At 71.9% G+C, this 17,893-nt stretch carries 18 protein-coding genes; 12 read left to right on the top strand and 6 right to left on the bottom strand.

The genetic code is table 11. The features are described 5' to 3' along the window. Positions 1-447: 447 nt before the first annotated feature. A complete protein-coding gene (locus AB0L56_RS01965) occupies positions 448-1,404 on the bottom strand; it encodes a DeoR/GlpR family DNA-binding transcription regulator (protein ID WP_361021795.1) in 957 nt (318 codons plus the stop codon). Positions 1,405-1,514: 110 nt separating this feature from the next. Further along, complete coding sequence (locus AB0L56_RS01960) at positions 1,515-2,963, bottom strand: NAD(P)H-quinone dehydrogenase (protein ID WP_361021792.1); 1,449 nt, start codon at positions 2,961-2,963, stop codon at positions 1,515-1,517. 98 nt (positions 2,964-3,061) lie between these two features. On the opposite strand from AB0L56_RS01960, the gene AB0L56_RS01955 reads away from it, so the two are divergent. From AB0L56_RS01955 to AB0L56_RS01945, 3 genes are all read left to right on the top strand, one after another. Then, the gene (locus AB0L56_RS01955) at positions 3,062-3,502 is read left to right on the top strand and encodes a gamma-glutamylcyclotransferase (protein ID WP_361021789.1); all 441 of its coding nucleotides are present in this window, start codon (positions 3,062-3,064) and stop codon (positions 3,500-3,502) included. 92 nt (positions 3,503-3,594) lie between these two features. Beyond that, positions 3,595-4,419 carry a purine-nucleoside phosphorylase gene (locus AB0L56_RS01950; protein ID WP_361021786.1) on the top strand — a complete coding sequence of 275 codons (825 nt, stop codon included), beginning with the start codon at positions 3,595-3,597 and terminating at the stop codon, positions 4,417-4,419. Positions 4,420-5,200: 781 nt separating this feature from the next. Further along, on the top strand, positions 5,201-6,835 hold the full coding sequence (locus AB0L56_RS01945) for a phospho-sugar mutase (protein WP_365417855.1): 1,635 nt from the start codon (positions 5,201-5,203) through the stop codon (positions 6,833-6,835). Positions 6,836-6,878: 43 nt separating this feature from the next. Here AB0L56_RS01945 and AB0L56_RS01940 read toward each other — a convergent pair whose 3' ends face one another. Continuing rightward, on the bottom strand, positions 6,879-7,556 hold the full coding sequence (locus tag AB0L56_RS01940; RefSeq protein ID WP_365417852.1) for a PH domain-containing protein: 678 nt from the start codon (positions 7,554-7,556) through the stop codon (positions 6,879-6,881). 153 nt (positions 7,557-7,709) lie between these two features. Here AB0L56_RS01940 and deoC point away from each other — a divergent pair, with 153 nt between their 5' ends. The 3 genes from deoC to AB0L56_RS01925 are packed head-to-tail and all read left to right on the top strand — an operon-like array spanning position 7,710 to position 10,985. Then, a complete protein-coding gene (gene deoC / locus AB0L56_RS01935; protein WP_361022408.1) occupies positions 7,710-8,663 on the top strand; it encodes a deoxyribose-phosphate aldolase in 954 nt (317 codons plus the stop codon). A 5-nt stretch (positions 8,664-8,668) separates the two neighbouring features. Next, positions 8,669-10,105, top strand: coding sequence for an aldehyde dehydrogenase family protein (locus tag AB0L56_RS01930; RefSeq protein ID WP_365417850.1), 1,437 nt, complete (start codon positions 8,669-8,671; stop codon positions 10,103-10,105). Further along, positions 10,098-10,985, top strand: a complete 888-nt coding sequence (locus AB0L56_RS01925) for an aldehyde dehydrogenase family protein (protein WP_365417847.1) — start codon at positions 10,098-10,100, stop codon at positions 10,983-10,985. Before AB0L56_RS01930 ends, AB0L56_RS01925 begins: the two co-directional genes overlap by 8 nt. A 79-nt stretch (positions 10,986-11,064) precedes the next feature. On the opposite strand, the gene AB0L56_RS01920 is transcribed toward AB0L56_RS01925, so the two are convergent. Continuing rightward, positions 11,065-11,400, bottom strand: coding sequence for a hypothetical protein (locus AB0L56_RS01920; protein ID WP_365417845.1), 336 nt, complete (start codon positions 11,398-11,400; stop codon positions 11,065-11,067). Between the two features lie 59 nt (positions 11,401-11,459). On the opposite strand from AB0L56_RS01920, the gene AB0L56_RS01915 reads away from it, so the two are divergent. Beyond that, a complete protein-coding gene (locus tag AB0L56_RS01915) occupies positions 11,460-12,176 on the top strand; it encodes a uridine kinase (protein ID WP_365417842.1) in 717 nt (238 codons plus the stop codon). Positions 12,177-12,452: 276 nt separating this feature from the next. On the opposite strand, the gene AB0L56_RS01910 is transcribed toward AB0L56_RS01915, so the two are convergent. After that, entirely contained in the window at positions 12,453-13,190 is a 738-nt protein-coding gene (locus tag AB0L56_RS01910; RefSeq protein ID WP_361021766.1) for a SigE family RNA polymerase sigma factor, read from the bottom strand. Positions 13,191-13,433: 243 nt separating this feature from the next. Between AB0L56_RS01910 and afsQ1 the strand changes: the two genes are divergently transcribed. The 5 genes from afsQ1 to AB0L56_RS01885 all read left to right on the top strand — a co-directional run bounded on the left by afsQ1 (position 13,434) and on the right by AB0L56_RS01885 (position 17,339). Beyond that, complete coding sequence (gene afsQ1, locus AB0L56_RS01905) at positions 13,434-14,111, top strand: two-component system response regulator AfsQ1 (RefSeq protein WP_029394402.1); 678 nt, start codon at positions 13,434-13,436, stop codon at positions 14,109-14,111. Then, complete coding sequence (locus AB0L56_RS01900) at positions 14,108-15,754, top strand: ATP-binding protein (RefSeq protein WP_365417838.1); 1,647 nt, start codon at positions 14,108-14,110, stop codon at positions 15,752-15,754. Before afsQ1 ends, AB0L56_RS01900 begins: the two co-directional genes overlap by 4 nt. Continuing rightward, positions 15,751-16,392, top strand: coding sequence for a hypothetical protein (locus AB0L56_RS01895; protein WP_365417836.1), 642 nt, complete (start codon positions 15,751-15,753; stop codon positions 16,390-16,392). Before AB0L56_RS01900 ends, AB0L56_RS01895 begins: the two co-directional genes overlap by 4 nt. Positions 16,393-16,497: 105 nt before the next feature. Next, a complete protein-coding gene (locus AB0L56_RS01890) occupies positions 16,498-17,079 on the top strand; it encodes a VanZ family protein (protein WP_365417834.1) in 582 nt (193 codons plus the stop codon). A 59-nt stretch (positions 17,080-17,138) separates the two neighbouring features. Then, on the top strand, positions 17,139-17,339 hold the full coding sequence (locus tag AB0L56_RS01885) for a PspC domain-containing protein (RefSeq protein WP_361021754.1): 201 nt from the start codon (positions 17,139-17,141) through the stop codon (positions 17,337-17,339). A 92-nt stretch (positions 17,340-17,431) separates the two neighbouring features. On the opposite strand, the gene AB0L56_RS01880 is transcribed toward AB0L56_RS01885, so the two are convergent. Beyond that, complete coding sequence (locus AB0L56_RS01880) at positions 17,432-17,779, bottom strand: ATP-binding protein (RefSeq protein WP_361021751.1); 348 nt, start codon at positions 17,777-17,779, stop codon at positions 17,432-17,434. Positions 17,780-17,893 lie beyond the last annotated feature (114 nt).

Here is a 17,893-nt window from a genome sequence, read left to right as displayed (position 1 = left end):
CGCGGCCATGCCGCCGCGATCCGCGGGCAGTCGTGCCTCCCCAGTGCCTTAAGGGCCTGGGAGGTACCCCCAGGGCGATGGGGGCAACCCGCTCGAGCGAAATCGAGAGTGGGGGAGGGTGGGCGCGACGGCACCCCGCCAGCGCCGGGCTGCGGCCCGCCACCGCGATCCGCAGCCCACTGCCGCCCTCCGCGGGCAGTCGTGCCGCTGCGGCGGCACGGGTGGGCGCGACGGCACCCCGCCTGCGCCGGGCTGCGCAACCCACCCCCGGCCGGCACCCACGCGGCCAGCGTTCAGGCGCCGGGCGCGCAGACACCCCCCACCCGCACCCACACTGGGCACCTGCAAGCGCCGGTTGCATCAAGGCACCCCCGGCCCACGCCCACCCCGCGTACCTGCAAGCGCCGGTTGCATCAAGGCCGCCCACCCCACACGCACCGCCGGCGGCTACCGGCGGCGCAGATCCGCCACCCGCGCCCGCTGCTCAGCCCCCTGCTCCGCCGCCCCCAGCGTCACCGCCGCCCGCAACCCCGGCCCCTGCCGCCGCGGCCCCGGAAGCGGCACATCCCGGCGCTGGCGGGCCGACGGCGGCCCGTCACCCCCCGCGCCCGCGGTACCCCCCGGCGCCCCCGCGACAGCGATCTGCACACCCTGGTCCGCCAGCGCCTGCAGCTCCGTGCCCGCGCGATCGTCATGCACGGGCGGCTCGTCCGTCACCAACCGCGTGATCAGATCCGTAGGCACCGTCTGGAACATCGTGTCCGTACCGAGCTTCGTGTGGTCCGCGAGGATCACCACCTCCGCCGCGGCCTGGACCAGCGCCCGGTCGACGGACGCCGACAGCATGTTGGACGTGGACAGCCCCCGCTCGGCGGTCAGGCCGCTGCCGGAGAGGAACGCACGGGACACCCGCAGCCCCTGGAGGGACTGTTCGGCACCGCTGCCGACGAGGGCGTAGTTCGAACCGCGGAGCGTACCGCCGGTCATCACGACCTCCACCCGGTTGGCATGGGCCAACGCCTGGGCGACCAGGAGGGAGTTGGTGACCACGGTCAGCCCGGGCACCCGGGCGAGCCGGCGGGCCAACTCCTGCGTGGTGGTACCCGCACCGACCACGATGGCCTCGCCCTCTTCCACGAAGTTCGCGGCGAGGTCGGCGATGGCGGTCTTTTCGGCGGTCGCGAGATGAGACTTCTGCGGGAAACCGGACTCTCGCGTGAAACCGCCCGGAAGTACCGCACCGCCGTGCCGGCGGTCGAGGAGTCCTTCTGCCTCCAGCGCGCGCACGTCCCGCCGTACGGTCACTTCGGAGGTCTGGACGACGCGGGCGAGTTCACGGAGCGACACGGCCCCGTTCGCTCGCACCATTTCGAGGATCAATTGGCGACGTTCTGCAGCGAACACGAAACTGACAGTAACGCCAGCGACCGTCTGCTTTCAGCAGTTTGCGCTGAATAGCAGAAGTTGTTCGCACCACCCCACACCAAGTGGTATAGGGCCCCGGGTTTCCGCCGTCAGGCCTCCGCGCCCGACTTCCGCGTGTGCAACTGCCGTGCCACCTCGGCGATCGAGCCGGACAGCGAGGGGTACACGGTGAAGGCCTTCGCCATCTGCTCCACGGTCAGATTGTTGTCGACCGCGATCGAGATGGGGTGGATGAGTTCCGAGGCGCGCGGCGCCACCACGACTCCGCCCACCACGATGCCGGTGCCCGGACGGCAGAACATCTTGACGAAGCCGTCGCGGATGCCCTGCATCTTCGCGCGCGGGTTGCGCAGCAGCGGAAGCTTCACCACCCGGGCGTCGATCTTGCCGCTGTCGACATCGGCCTGGGAGTAGCCGACCGTGGCGATCTCGGGGTCGGTGAAGACGTTCGACGAGACCGTCTTGAGGTTCAGCGGGGCCACCGTGTCGCCCAGGAAGTGGTACATGGCGATACGTCCCTGCATCGCCGCCACCGAGGCGAGCGCGAAGACTCCGGTGACGTCACCGGCGGCGTAGACGCCGGGGGCGGTGGTGCGCGAGACCTTGTCGGTCCAGATGTGGCCCGACTCCCGCAGCCTGACTCCCGCCTCCTCCAGGCCCATGCCCTCGGTGTTCGGGATGGCGCCCACGGCCATCAGACAGTGCGACCCGGTGATGACCCGCCCATCGGCGAGGGTCACCTCCACCCGGTCCCCGACCCGCTTCGCGGACTGCGCACGAGAGCGCGCCATGACGTTCATGCCGCGGCGGCGGAAGACGTCCTCCAGCACGGCGGCCGCGTCCGGGTCCTCGCCCGGCAGCACCCGGTCGCGCGAGGACACGAGCGTCACCTTGGACCCCAGGGCCTGGTAGGCGCCGGCGAACTCGGCGCCTGTGACACCGGATCCGACCACGATGAGCTCCTTGGGGAGCTCGTCGAGGTCGTACACCTGGGTCCAGTTCAGGATCCGCTCGCCGTCGGGCCGGGCGTCCGGCAGTTCCCGCGGGTGCCCGCCGGTCGCGATCAGTACGGCGTCGGCGGTGAGCGTCTCCTCGGTCCCGTCCGCGGCGCGGACGACGACCTTCCGCGATCCGTCGAGCGCCTGCATGCCCTCCAGCCGCCCGCGCCCGCGCAGCACTCGCGCGCCGGCCCGGGTCACCGATGCGGTGATGTCGTGCGACTGGGCGAGGGCGAGCCGCTTCACCCGCCGGTTGACCTTGCCCAGGTCCACGCCCACCACCCGGGCGGCCTGCTCGATGTGCGGGGTGTCGTCGGCGACGATGATCCCCAGTTCCTCGTACGACGAGTCGAAGGTGGTCATCACCTCGGCCGTGGCGATCAGGGTCTTGGACGGCACGCAGTCGGTGAGCACCGACGCACCGCCCAGGCCGTCGCAGTCGACGACGGTCACCTCCGCGCCGAGCTGCGCGGCGACCAGCGCCGCTTCGTATCCGCCGGGTCCGCCACCGATGATCACGATCCGAGTCACGTACTCCATTGTCCCGCACACCTCACCGTGCGACCGCCCCGGGGGGCTCAGCCGTGGCCCCGCTGTTACGGAGTGGCTGTCGTTCCGGCTGCCGTACCCTTCCCCCCATGTCGCTCTACGCCGCGTACGCCGGCAACCTCGACGCCCGGCTGATGTCGCGCCGCGCACCGCACTCGCCGCTGCGCGCCACCGGCTGGCTGAACGGGTGGCGGCTGACGTTCGGGGGTGAGCACATGGGCTGGGAGGGTGCGCTCGCGACCCTCGTCGAGGACCCGATCCAGCAGGTTTTCGTGGCCCTCTACGACATCGCGCCGATGGACGAGGAGTCCCTGGACCGCTGGGAAGGGGCGGGCGGCCTGGACCTCTACCGGCGCACACGGGTGCGCGTGCACACCCTGGACGGCGAGGAGTCCGCCTGGACCTACGTCCTCAACAGCTACGAGGGCGGCCTCCCCTCGGCCCGCTACCTGGGCGAGATCGCCGACGCGGCCGAGTCCGCGGGCGCGCCCCACGACTATGTGATGGAACTGCGCAAACGCCCCTGCTGAGGGCCCTTTGTCGGAAACGACAAGACAACGATCGCCATCCCATCGCCTTGGACATCTACGCGCGTAGGCGAATACCGGCTACCCTCAACGGCGTGAACGCTTCTCTTCTTCCGGACGACATCCAGGGCGACCCGTACGCCGCCGCCGACGCCGCCGCCGTGCGCCTGCGCGAACTCACAGGCGCCGAGACCCACGACGTCGCCCTCGTGATGGGCTCCGGCTGGGCCCCGGCCGTGGAGGCCCTCGGCACTCCCGAGGCCGAGTTCCCGGTCACCGAGCTGCCCGGCTTCCCGCCGCCGGCGGTCGAGGGCCACGGAGGCAAGATCCGCTCGTACCGCGTCGGTGCGAAGCGCGCCCTGGTCTTCCTGGGCCGTACCCACTACTACGAGGGCCGGGGGGTCGCGGCCGTCGCCCACGGCGTCCGTACGGCGGTGGCCGCGGGCGCCAAGACCGTCGTACTGACCAACGGCTGCGGCGGCCTGCGGGCGGGTATGCGCCCCGGGCAGCCGGTCCTGATCAGCGACCACATCAACCTCACGGCCACGTCGCCGATCGTCGGCGCCAACTTCGTCGACCTCACCGATCTGTACTCGCCGCGTCTGCGGGCGCTGTGCAAGGAGATCGACGCGAGCCTGGAGGAGGGGGTCTACGCGCAGTTCCCCGGGCCGCACTACGAGACTCCGGCGGAGATCAGGATGGCCCGGGTGATCGGGGCGGATCTGGTCGGCATGTCAACGGTTCTTGAGGCGATTGCCGCGCGGGAGGCGGGGGCGGAGGTGCTGGGGATTTCGTTGGTCACGAATCTTGCGGCGGGGATGACGGGTGAGCCGTTGAACCATGAGGAAGTTCTCCAGGCGGGCCGTGACTCCGCTACGCGGATGGGGTCGCTGCTGGCGCAGGTGCTCGGTCGCCTGTAGGCGGCGGGCGGCGACCATCACCGGCACGCGGCTCCGCAATCCGGGCCGGGCCCATGTGACCCCGGTCCACTGGTCACCCGGCGTGGGGCGGGTCGCGCGCTGCGCACGCCGGCCCGGGGGCGTTGCACAGCCGACGTCTGCAGGGCGCCCCGCGTGGGTGCCGGCCGGGGGGTGTTCGCGCAGCCCGGCGCCAGCGGAGTGCCGTCGCGCCCACCCGTGCCGCCCCAGCGGCACGACCGCCCGCGGATCGCGGGAGCGGCGGCCCGGCTGCCCGCAGCCGCGTACAGCACGCCCCCGTACGGCGCGCCCCGCGTGGGTGCCGGCCGGGGGGTGTTCGCGCAGCCCGGCGCAAGCGGAGTGCCGTCGCGCCCACCGGTGCCGCCCTGGGGGTACCTCCCAGGCCCTTAAGGCACTGGGGGAGGCACGACTGCCCGCGGATTGCGGCAGTGGGCCGCGGGTGGCGGCAGTGGGCCGCGGGTGGCGGCAGCGGGCCGCGGGAGCGACGGGCCGTCTACGGCGGGGAGGGGACGGGGCGCCGCCCCAGCGGCACGACTGCCCGCGGACACGCCTACGGCGGGGAGGGGGCGGGGTGGGGGTGTTCGCCCGCAGTGGCTGGCGCGTCCGCGGCCTCGGCTTCGCCAACAGGCACAGTCGCGCCAGTCCGAGGACGGACACCCCCGGCCCGGCCCCGCACCACCCACCCACCGTGGGCGCTACCCAAGCCCACACCGCACCCGCAGGCACACAACGCGTACCCGACTCAACGAGAGGCTGACCGACCGTGCAAGATGACGCCCTCATCGCCCAGGCCCAGGCATGGCTCGCCGAGGACCCCGACCCGGACACCCGCGAGGAGCTCGCCCGACTCATCGACGCCGGTGACCACGCCGAGCTCACCGCACGCTTCAGCGGCACCCTCCAGTTCGGCACCGCCGGCCTCCGCGGCGAACTCGGCGCCGGCCCCCTGCGCATGAACCGCTCCGTGGTCATCCGCGCAGCCGCCGGCCTCGCCGCGTACCTCAAGAAGAACGGCCACACCGACGGCCTCGTCGTCATCGGCTACGACGCCCGCCACAAGTCGCAGACCTTCGCCGAGGACACCGCCGCCGTCATGGCCGGCGCCGGCCTGAGGGCGGCCGTACTCAACCGCCCCCTCCCCACCCCCGTCCTCGCCTTCGCCATCCGGCACCTCGGCGCGGTCGCCGGCGTGGAGGTCACCGCCAGCCACAACCCGCCCCGCGACAACGGCTACAAGGTGTACCTCGGCGACGGCTCCCAGATCGTCCCCCCGGCCGACGCGGAGATCGCCGCCGAGATCGACGCCGTGGCGTCCCTCACCACTGTCCCCCGCCCCACCGAAGGCTGGGAGACCCTCGACGACACCGTCCTGGACGCCTACCTCGCCCGCACCACGCAGGTCCTGGCCGAGGACTCCCCCCGCACCGCCCGCACCGTCTACACGGCCATGCACGGCGTCGGCAAGGACACCCTCCTCGCCGCCTTCGAGCGGGCAGGCTTCCCCGCCCCCGTCCTCGTCACCGAGCAGGCCGACCCCGACCCGGAGTTCCCGACCGTCGCGTTCCCCAATCCGGAGGAGCCCGGCGCGATGGACCTCGCCTTCGCGAAGGCCCGCGAGACGAACCCCGACCTGGTCATCGCGAACGACCCCGACGCCGACCGCTGCGCAGCGGCCGTCAGGGACGGCGCCGACTGGCGCATGCTGCGCGGCGACGAGGTCGGCGCGCTGCTCGCCGCCCACCTGGTCCGCCGCGGAGCGACCGGCACCTTCGCGGAGTCGATCGTGTCGTCGAGCCTCCTCGGCCGTATCGCCGAGAAGGCCGGCCTCCCCTACGAGGAGACCCTGACCGGGTTCAAGTGGATCGCGAGGGTCGAGGGCCTGCGCTACGGCTACGAGGAGGCCCTCGGCTACTGCGTCGACCCGGACGGCGTACGGGACAAGGACGGCATCACGGCGGCGCTGCTCCTGACGGAACTGGCCTCCGAGCTCAAGGAGAGCGGCCGTACGCTCCTCGACCTCCTCGACGACCTCGCCCTGGAGCACGGGCTGCACGCCACGGACCAGCTCTCAGTCCGGGTGAAGGACCTCGGCCTGATCGCCTCCGCGATGCACCGCCTGCGCGCACAGCCGCCCGGCGAACTGGCGGGCCTGCCCATCACCTGGGCGGAGGACCTCACCCAGGGCACGGACAAGCTCCCGCCCACGGACGGCCTCCGCTACACACTGGACGGCGCACGGGTCGTCGTCCGCCCCAGCGGCACGGAACCGAAGCTGAAGTGCTACCTGGAGGTGGTGATCCCGGTGGCGACGAAGGCCGACCTCCCGGAGGCCCGCACCCGGGCGACAGCGCTCCTCGAGAGGATCAAGCAGGATCTGTCCGAGGCAGCGGGCATCTGAGGAAACCCCGAGCGGGGCGGACACCCGCCCCGCTCAGGACGACTCAGCCCACAGCCAGCAGAACCGCCAGCAACACGGCCCCGGCAACGGCCGGCCCCGCGATCTCGTAGGCCCACCGCACGGTCACCTCGCCCTGCGCGGCCTCCGCGTCCTGCCGCCGCTCGAGCAGCTCGCGCATCTCGGCCATGGCCCGGTCGCTCTCGGCCTGCCGAGGCACCTCGGGAACAACCCCCCGGCCGACGCCCCCGCCACTCTCACCACGAGCCGCCCGCGCGGCCACGCGCGCCTCGTGCCGGGCCGCCTTGTTGCGGGCCCGCAGGGAGACAGGAAGGGCCCACAGCTGGTACTTGGTACCGGAGTCGTCGACGACCTCGTTGGAGAACCCGGAGCGCAGCGAGGCGACCTGCCCCCAGGGCAGCACGATCACGCGGAACGGGTTGCGGACGCGCAGCCGGTCGTCGTTCACGTAGACGGCGGGGCGCAGGGTGTAGGCGACGACGAGCGGGACCAGCAGGAGCATCGTGGCAAGCGACAGCCACGGGGTGCGGCCCTCCCCGGCGACCACGGCGTCGACGCCGAGCCAGCCGATGATGGCGAGCAGCAGCACACCGCCGATGATGCCCGCGGGCGAGCGGTAGATGCGGTCCTGGTACTGGGGCGCCGCCGACCCGGAGGGCTGCGAGGGCTCCGGGTCAGGCGACTGGCGCTCGGGGGTCGTCATGCCCCCGATTCTGCACGACGCCTCAGACCGGTACGCGACGGAGCCGGGAGCCGCCCCCACAAGCCGCCCCACAGGACGCCCCACAGCCGCCCCACAAGCTGCCCCCCGGGGCTGTACAGCCGCTACGCGCGTAGATATGCTCGTCTGGTGACCATGCCCACCACTGCACCCAACGCTCTCAGCGACGTCACCGCGTCCGACAGCACACTGCGCCGCTTCCTCCACGGGCTGCCCGGCGTCGACGCGGTCGGCCTGGAGGCCCGTGCCGCGTCCCTCGGCACCCGCTCGATCAAGACGACTGCGAAGGCGTACGCCATCGACCTCGCCATCTCGATGGTCGACCTGACGACGCTGGAAGGCGCGGACACCCCGGGCAAGGTCCGGGCGCTCGGCGCGAAGGCGGTCCGCCCCGACCCGACCGACCGCACCACCCCCGCCACGGCGGCGGTCTGCGTGTACCCCGACATGGTGGCGACGGCGAAGGAGGCCGTCGCCGGCTCGACCGTCAAGGTCGCGTCGGTCGCCACCGCCTTCCCGGCCGGTCGCGCCCCGATCGCGGTGAAGCTGGCCGACGTCCGCGAGGCCGTCGCCGCCGGTGCGGACGAGATCGACATGGTCATCGACCGCGGGGCGTTCCTCGCGGGGAACTACATGAAGGTGTACGACGAGATCACCGCCGTGAAGGAGGCCTGCGGGACGAGCGCCCGTCTGAAGGTCATCTTCGAGACCGGCGAGCTGTCGACGTACGACAACATCCGCCGGGCGAGCTGGCTCGGCATGCTGGCCGGCGCGGACTTCATCAAGACCTCCACCGGCAAGGTCGCCGTCAACGCGACCCCCGCGAACACCCTCCTCATGCTGGAGGCGGTCCGCGACTTCCGCGCCCAGACCGGCGTCCAGGTCGGTGTGAAGCCGGCCGGCGGCATCCGCACCAGCAAGGACGCCATCAAGTTCCTGGTGCTGGTCAACGAGACCGCGGGCGAGGACTGGCTGGACAACCACTGGTTCCGCTTCGGCGCCTCCTCGCTGCTGAACGACCTGCTGATGCAGCGCCAGAAGCTGGCCACCGGCCGCTACTCCGGCCCCGACTACGTGACGGTGGACTGATCACCATGGCACCTGTTTTCGATTACGCACCGGCGCCCGAGTCCCGCTCGATCGTCGACATCGCCTCGTCGTACGGCCTGTTCATCGACGGCGAGTTCACCGAGGCGGCCGACGGCAAGGTATTCAAGACCGTCTCCCCCTCCACGGAGGAGGTCCTCTCGGAGGTCGCCGAGGCCACCGAGGAGGACGTGGACCGCGCGGTGAAGGCCGCCCGCAGGGCCTTCGAGAAGTGGTCGGCGCTGCCGGGCTCCGAGCGCGCGAAGTACCTCTTCCGCATCGCCCGCATCATCCAGGAGCGCAGCCGCGAGCTGGCCGTCCTGGAGACCCTCGACAACGGCAAGCCGATCAAGGAGACACGCGACGCCGACCTCCCCCTGGTCGCCGCGCACTTCTTCTACTACGCGGGCTGGGCCGACAAGCTCGACCACGCCGGCTACGGCGCGAACCCGAAGCCGCTGGGCGTCGCGGGCCAGGTGATCCCCTGGAACTTCCCGCTGCTGATGCTGGCGTGGAAGATCGCCCCGGCGCTGGCGACGGGCAACACGGTGGTCCTGAAGCCCGCCGAGACAACGCCCCTGTCCGCCCTCTTCTTCGCGGACATCTGCCGCCAGGCCGGGCTCCCCAAGGGCGTCGTCAACATCCTCACCGGTGACGGCCGCGCCGGAGCCGCGCTGATCGCCCACCCCGACGTGAACAAGGTCGCCTTCACCGGCTCGACCGCCGTCGGCAAGGAGATCGCGCGTACGGTCGCCGGCACCCGCAAGAAGGTCACGCTCGAACTGGGCGGCAAGGGCGCCAACATCGTGTTCGACGACGCCCCGATCGACCAGGCCGTCGAAGGCATCGTCAACGGCATCTTCTTCAACCAGGGGCAGGTCTGCTGCGCGGGCAGCCGCCTCCTGGTCCAGGAGTCGATCCAGGACGAGCTCCTGGACTCCCTCAAGCGCCGTCTGTCCACGCTCCGCCTCGGCGACCCGCTGGACAAGAACACTGACATCGGCGCGATCAATTCCGCCGAGCAGCTGGCCCGGATCACGGCGCTGGCCGACCTGGGCGAGGCGGAGGGCGCCGAGCGCTGGTCCCCGGCCTGCGAACTCCCGGAGAACGGCTACTGGTTCGCCCCGACGCTCTTCACCAACGTCACCCAGGCGCACACGGTCGCCCGCGACGAGATCTTCGGCCCCGTCCTGTCCGTCCTCACCTTCCGGACGCCCGACGAGGCGGTCGCCAAGGCCAACAACACCCCGTACGGCCTGTCGGCGGGCATCTGGACGGAGAAGGGTTCGCGCATCCTGGCGGTCGCGAACAAGCTCCGTGCGGGCGTGATCTGGTCCAACACGTTCAACAAGTTCGACCCGACGTCGCCGTTCGGCGGCTACAAGGAGTCGGGCTTCGGCCGCGAGGGCGGCCGCCACGGCCTGGAGGCGTACCTCGATGTCTGACCGACTCAACGTACTGAAGACCTACAAGCTGTACGTCGGCGGGAAGTTCCCGCGTTCGGAGAGCGGCCGGGTGTACGAGGTGACCGACGCAAAGGGCAAGTGGCTGGCCAACGCCCCGCTGTCCTCCCGCAAGGACGCCCGTGACGCGGTGGTCGCCGCGCGCAAGGCGTTCGGCGGATGGTCCGGCGCGACGGCGTACAACCGCGGCCAGATCCTCTACCGCGTCGCGGAGATGCTGGAGGGCCGCAGGGGCCAGTACGTCCGTGAGGTCGCCGAGGCCGAGGGCCTGTCGAAGTCGAAGGCCGCCGAGCAGGTGGACGCGGCGATCGACCGCTGGGTCTGGTACGCGGGCTGGACCGACAAGATCGCCCAGGTGGTCGGCGGCGGCAACCCGGTCGCGGGCCCGTTCTTCAACCTGTCCTCGCCGGAGCCGACGGGCGTGGTCGCGGTGCTGGCTCCGCGGGAGTCGTCGTTCCTGGGCCTGGTCTCGGTGATCGCCCCGGTGATCGCGACAGGCAACACGGCCGTTGTCGTCGCGAGCGAGAAGTCCCCCCTGCCCGCCCTCTCCCTGGGCGAGGTGCTGGCCACCTCCGATCTCCCCGGCGGTGTGGTGAACATCCTCTCCGGGCGTACGGCGGAGATCGCCGCCCCGCTCGCCGCGCACCAGGACGTCAACGCGATCGACCTGGCGGGCGCCGACGAGGTGCTGGCCAAGGAGCTGGAGATCGCCGCAGCCGACAACCTCAAGCGCGTCCTCCGTCCACAGCCTGTGGACAACTGGGCGGCAACCCCGGGCACGGACCGCATGACGGCGTTCCTGGAGACCAAGACGGTCTGGCACCCCACGGGTTCGCTGGGCGCGTCGGGCTCCGCCTACTGAGCCACCCCCCACACCGGAGCGCCGTACCCCTCCTCCGTCCGGGAGGGATGCGGCGCTCCGCCCTCGGGTGTCCGGCCCGTCAGCCCCTGAGCAGGCCCGTAGCCTGTCCGGCGCCCGGGATGGCGCCGACCGACGGCGCCTGGGCGACCGGGCCGGTCACCGCCCGGGAGTCGACCTCCTTGAAGTCGGCGACCTGCGTGCGCACGCCGTTGTCGAGCGGGTCCACGCCGGTTCCGGCGAGCGGGTTGGGCTTGAGGTCGGCGACGGTGTCCACGACCTGGCCGGTGTCGAGCGGCACCTCGGAGTCCGCGGCGGCAGCGGTCGTCGCGCCTGCCCCGAGCGCTACTCCCGCGGTCGCGAGGACGGCCAGGGCGCGTCGGGCGGTCGGCGTCTTGGGCGCCTTGTGTCGGGCCATCGCTGTGCCACCTGTCGCCTTCGCTGAGTGATCGGATCGACGCGCAGCGTAGTGGAGATGTGACGCGCGCTTCAAAGCCGTACCGCGGGGTCGTACGCCACCCGAACGATGCCTCACACTGGTGTCCCGTGAGTTCCCAGTCGCCCATATCCGCGCGAGTCGTGCTGCTCTGCGGCCCTTCCGGCTCCGGCAAGTCCCTTCTCGCGGCCCGCTCCGGCCTTCCGGTGCTACGCCTCGACGACTTCTACAAGGAGGGCGACGACCCGACCCTCCCCCTGGTGGCGGGCACGTCGGACATCGACTGGGACGATCCCGGCTCCTGGGACGCGGACGCCGCGGTCGCCGCGATCGAGCGGCTGTGCCGGACGCGTCGCACTGAAGTGCCCGTCTACGACATCTCGCTGAGCGCCCGTACGGGCGAGGGGAGCGTCGACATCGGCGAGACCCCGCTGTTCATCGCGGAGGGGATCTTCGCCGCGGAGATCGTCGGCCGCTGCCGCGAGCTGGGCCTGCTGGCCGACGCGCTGTGTCTGAGCCGCGGCCCGGTGCGGACCTTCCGGCGCCGCTTCCTGCGGGACTTCAAGGAGGGCCGCAAGTCGGTGCCGTTCCTGTTGCGCCGCGGCTGGCGGCTGATGCGGCTGGAGCGGTCGATCATCGCCCGCCAGACGGCGCTGGGCGCGTACGCGTGCGACCGGGACGAGGCACTGGGCCGCCTCGCGGCGGCGGCGGTCGCCGGGCGTACGGCGACGGGCACGAGCACGGCCGCCCGGGCCTGACAAAGCCCTGCGAAGCCTGCCGCACACGAACGGCGGGACTGGGCGGGCCCCCCGGCCCTCCGCAGTCCCGCTGCTCCGTACTCCCCCGTGATCCCCCCGGATCCCCTCGTCGATCCTCTCGGATCTCAGAGGCCCCCCCGTGACCCCCGTGGTGCCTCCCCCTCGTTTCCCCCGTTGCCACGGTGACGCCCCCCGGCATCCCCGCAGGTCCCCCGTTACCCGTCCCCCCGAATCCCCGGATCCCCCGATCCAGGGCCCCCCGCTTCCCCCGTACCTTCAGGCGACAAGCTCCCCGAAGGCGTTCTCCTCGTCACGGCCGAAGCTGAGGACCTCGTCCTCGCGCAGCCGGCGGAGCGACCGCCAGATGCTGGACTTCACCGTGCCGACACTGATCCCGAGGATGTCCGCGATCTCCGGGTCCGTGCGGCCCTCGTAGTAGCGCAGGACCAGCATGGTGCGCTGGAGCTCGGGCAGTCGGGAGAGCGCCTGCCACAGGACGGCGCGCAGCTCGGTGCCGCGCATCGCGTCCGTGTCGCCGGCCGTCTCCGGCAGTTCCTCGGTCGGGTACTCGTTCAGCTTGCGGCGGCGCCACGCGCTGATGTGCAGGTTGGTCATGGTGCGGCGGAGGTATCCGCCGACGGCCGCCTTGTCGCTGATCCGGTCCCACGCCCGGTAGGTCGAGAACAGTGCGCTCTGCAGCAGGTCCTCGGCCTCGAAGCGGTCGCCGGTCAGGTGGTAGGCGGTGGCGTACAGGGAGGCGCGGCGCTCCTGGACGTAGGCGGTGAACTCCACCTCCGTCAGCGAGCGACGCTCCCCCGAGCCCTCCCCGTACGCGTTCCCCCCGTCGGTGTCCCCCGTGGATGCGTCAACCACCGTCATGATCGTGGTGTGCTGACGCCCGGTGCCGCGGGCGCACCCCCGCATGCCCGCCGCACCGGACTTCTCGGAACCCCGGTGCACGTCGTGCAGACGCGTGACCACTGCGCTGGTGCTGGTGCTGTGCAGCGTGTTCATCTCGCGCCCCCCGTCGTGGACTTCCGGTGTTCTGTCCTGCTGTTGTGCTTGTGCCGAATAGCTTGCCGGGGGACCTTCATGGCCGTGTCCGCTGACTGTCACAGACGTGTCACAGGGGTCGAGCACCGCGGGGGCACAGGTTCTTCACAAGTGTCCGTGCACGTAGCGGCACGTATGCGGGCCCAATGGGCATCTGCCGCCCACGGGTCGAACAGGGAGCCCTCCATGGGCCAGAATGAGCGCGTGCCTTCCCTGTTGCTGATCGAGGACGACGACGCCATCCGCACGGCCCTGGAGCTCTCACTGACGCGCCAGGGTCACCGGGTGGCGACCGCTGCCAGCGGTGAGGACGGTCTGAAGCTGCTGCGTGAGCAGCGGCCGGATCTGATCGTGCTGGATGTGATGCTGCCCGGCATCGACGGGTTCGAGGTGTGCCGTCGTATCCGGCGCACGGACCAGTTGCCGATCATCCTGCTGACCGCGCGCAACGACGACATCGATGTGGTGGTCGGCCTGGAGTCGGGCGCCGACGACTACGTCGTCAAGCCGGTGCAGGGGCGGGTGCTGGACGCCCGCATCCGGGCGGTGCTGCGGCGCGGCGAGCGGGAGTCCAGCGACTCGGCGAGCTTCGGCAGCCTGGTCATCGACCGTTCGGCGATGACGGTGACGAAGAACGGCGAGGACCTCCAGCTGACGCCGACGGAGCTGCGGCTGCTGCTGGAGCTGAGCCGGCGGCCGGGGCAGGCGCTGTCCCGGCAGCAGTTGCTGCGGCTGGTGTGGGAGCACGACTACCTGGGCGACTCGCGTCTGGTGGACGCCTGTGTCCAGCGGCTGCGCGCCAAGGTCGAGGACGTGCCGTCGTCCCCGACGCTGATCCGTACCGTGCGCGGTGTCGGCTACCGGCTGGATCCGCCTCAGTGACACAGGAGCACCAAGGGGGGACCGGCGGCTGGTCCGCCGCGCGCAAGGGAGTCTGGTCACGGCTGCGCTTCACCAGCCTGCGGCTGCGGCTGGTCGTGGTGTTCGGGCTGGTGGCGCTCACCGCCGCGGTGTCCGCGTCGGGCATCGCGTACTGGCTGAACCGTGAGTCGGTGCTGACCCGCACCCAGGACGCGGTGCTGCGGGACTTCGAGCGGGAGATGCAGAACCGGGCGGGCGCGCTGCCCGAGCATCCCACCCAGGACGAACTGCAGCGCACCGCGAGCCAGATGGCGACGAGCAGTCAGCGTTTCACCGTGCTGCTGGTGGCGGAGAATCCCGACGGCCGGACGGTGTACGGCAGTTCGGGTGGGCTGAACGGCTTTTCGCTGAAGGACGTGCCGGTCTCGCTGCGCGACGCGGTCACCGAGCGGCAGAAGATCACGTCGAACAACACGTCCCCGCACCATCTGTACTGGCAGCGGACGGTCGACGACGACACCCCGTACCTGGTGGCGGGGACGCGGGTGATCGGGGGCGGGCCGACCGGCTACATGCTGAAGTCGCTGGAGCCGGAGGCCAAGGACCTCAACTCGCTGGCCTGGTCGCTGGGGATCGCCACGGCGCTCGCGCTGATAGGTTCCGCGCTGCTCGCGCACGCCGCCGCGACGACTGTGCTGAAGCCGGTGCAGCGGCTGGGGGTGGCCGCGCGGCGGCTCGGTGAGGGGAAGCTGGACACCCGGCTCAGGGTGTCGGGCACGGATGAACTGGCCGATCTCTCGCGCACGTTCAACAAGGCCGCCGAGGCGCTGGAGAAGCGGGTGGCCGACATGGCCGCGCGGGACGAGGCGTCGCGCCGGTTCGTGGCGGACATGAGCCATGAACTGCGTACGCCGCTGACCGCGATCACGGCGGTGACGGAGGTCCTGGAGGAGGAGCTCGAGTTCGAGGGCGGCGGCATCGACCCGATGATCCAGCCCGCCGTACGGCTGGTGGTGAGCGAGACCCGGCGGCTGAACGACCTGGTGGAGAACCTGATGGAGGTCACGCGCTTCGACGCGGGAACCGCCCGTCTGGTGCTCGACGACGTCGATGTCGCCGACCAGATCACCGCCTGCATCGACGCGCGTGCCTGGCTGGACGCGGTGGAACTGGACGCCGAGCGCGGCATTCACGCGCGGATCGATCCGCGCCGGCTGGACGTGATACTGGCCAACCTCATCGGCAACGCGCTCAAGCACGGCGGTTCGCCGGTGCGGGTGGCGGTGCGGGAATCCGTCGCGGAAGGTGCGGAAGGCACGGAGGGCGCGGGGGGCGCGGGCGGCGCGGAGGGCGTCGGGGACGGGGGCACGGTGGTCATCGAGGTGCGGGACCACGGGCCGGGGATCCCGGAGGAGGTCCTTCCGCACGTCTTCGACCGCTTCTACAAGGCGAGTGCCTCCCGGCCGCGCTCCGAGGGCAGCGGTCTGGGGCTGTCCATCGCGCTGGAGAACGCCCATATCCACGGCGGTGAGATCACCGCGGCCAACTCCCCCGAGGGCGGCGCCGTCTTCACGCTGCGGCTGCCGCGGGACGTGTCCGCACGGGATGCGTCGGAGAAGAGCGGCGACGCCGGGGGCGAAGGCGCCAAGGGGGACGCCCGATGAACGTACGGCGGACGACGGTACGGGGTGCGGCCCTGCGCGGCGGGCGGCGGGGGCTGCTGGCCGTCGGGGTGCTCGGGGTGCTGCTGACCGGGTGCGGGATCCGGGCCACGGAGGTGCCGACCGACTTCGGTCCGGCGCCGTCGCGGGTGCGCTGCTCGCTGGCCGAGCCGGAGGTGTCGACGCAGGCCGTGCGGGGGCTGCCGGTGCAGGTGTTCCTGCTGTGCGGGTCGTCGCTGGTGGCGGTGGACCGGACGGTACGGGTGCCGGACGGGGCGGCGGACGCGCGGCGGGTGCTGGTGGCGCAGGGGCTGCTGGACGAGTTGGCGGAGGTGCCGTCGGCCGCCGAGCGGGAGGCCGGGTACACGACGCGGGTACGGCCCGGGACGACGGTGCGCGGTCCGCGGCCCGGCGACCCGGAGGACACGCTGCGGCTGAGCGCCGCGCCCGGGAGTCTGTCCTCGTCCGCGCTGGCTCAGATCGTGTGCACCTTCTCCGACTCGGCGGCGGCCGAGAGCGACGGCTCGGTGATCCTGGGCGGCCCGGACACCGGCCGGCCGCGGCGCTACAAGTGCACGACCGAGGTCCGCTCCCGTCCGGGTGACGACGATCCGCCCTCCTCGGAGGCCACCGAGGGCTGACTGCGGGCCGGGCCGGCGTGGTGTGCGGCACTGTGGCGCATGCCTCACCCGTTGAACGGGTGACATCCCGGAACCGATCGTGCCGAACGCCGCGTCTTGGGGGTCGTGCAGCGTCAAGGCTTCATCGGCGGCACCGCCGCATTCCGCATCCGTGTGACAGGGGGGCTCCTCCTGGCCGCGTATCTCGCGTTCGTCGCCTGGTACACGCTGCGCCCGCTGGACGTCCCCTGGGTGATGCCGGCGAATCTGCGGCCGTTCGACGGCATCCGGGCCGATTTCGCGCTGGGGTGGACGACGGGGCTGCGCAGGACCGGTGAGGGGATGGCGCTGCTGGCGCCGCTGGGTGTGCTGCTGCCGATGGCCGGCGGGCGGCTGTGCGTCTCGCGGCTGGGGTCGCTGATCCGCACCATGACCGCGACCGCCCTGGTGTCACTGGCCGTGGAGATGCTGCAGACCGCGGTGCCGGGACAGGTCGTGGACGTCGACTCGCTGCTGCTGAACACGGCCGGTGCGGCGCTCGCGCATGCGGCCGTCGTGCCCGCGGGACGCGCCTGGCTGCGCCGCAGGGACAGGCGTACGCCCGTCGCGGCCGTCCTCCCTGAGGAGATGCCTCAGGGGCGGACCCCGACGATTCCCAGGGTCGGGATCGCCCCGTGGAGCGACGCTTTGCCCCCTTCGTCTCCGTAACGTGGAGGGTACCGAGGCAGCCAGTCGGGAGGCCTCGCACCGCTCACGAAGGAGTCGTCATGAGCCGCCTCGTCCGCCCCACCAACGACCGCATGATCGGCGGAGTGTGCGCCGCGCTGGCTCGGCGCTTCGGCATCTCCTCGACCACGATGCGGGTGATCTTCCTGGCGTCGTGCCTGCTTCCGGGACCGCAGTTCCTGCTGTACATCGCGCTGTGGGTGCTGTTGCCCTCGGAGGACAAGGCACGGACGGCCTGGTAGCGCCGGAAACCCCGGGAACCGTCTCCCCGCGAGTACGCCGATGGGGCGCACCCCGAATCCGGGTGCGCCCCATCGGCTGTCGCGTCCGGCGGTCAGCCGCCGAGCGGAAGGCCGTTGACGGAGAGGCCCTTGGCGGGCAGCTGGTCCACCGGCAGGCCGCCGAGGAGGCCGGCGGCCGGGGCGACGGGGCCCGCCTGCTCGGCGACCGGCTGGGCGGTCGCCACACCGGTCCCGGCCACCTCCTGGCCCGCCGTCAGCGCCTCGGAGGAGCTCGGCACCGCGCCGGACAGCCGCTCCGCCGGAACGGCCTGGGTGACGGAGTCCAGCGCCGGAGCGGTGTCCGGGACGGCCGGGGCCGCGGTGGCGGCGCCCGCCCCGGCGGCGGCGAAGGCGGCACCGAGAGCGGCGACACCGAGGGTCTTGGCAGCAGACTGCTTCATGTAAATGCGTCCTCGAAATGGGATACGGGGATGTGAGCGGTGCTGTGACGGTAAACATGCGGCACCGCCCGCCGCAAACATCGAAATGAGGACGGATGGTGAACACGGCGGGCG

The sequence above is a fragment of the Streptomyces sp. NPDC052079 genome (genome assembly GCF_040680275.1).
Classification (GTDB): Bacteria; Actinomycetota; Actinomycetes; order Streptomycetales; family Streptomycetaceae; genus Streptomyces.
Note: the sequence above shows the minus strand (reverse complement) of the source record. Positions and strands in the feature narration are given on the sequence as shown.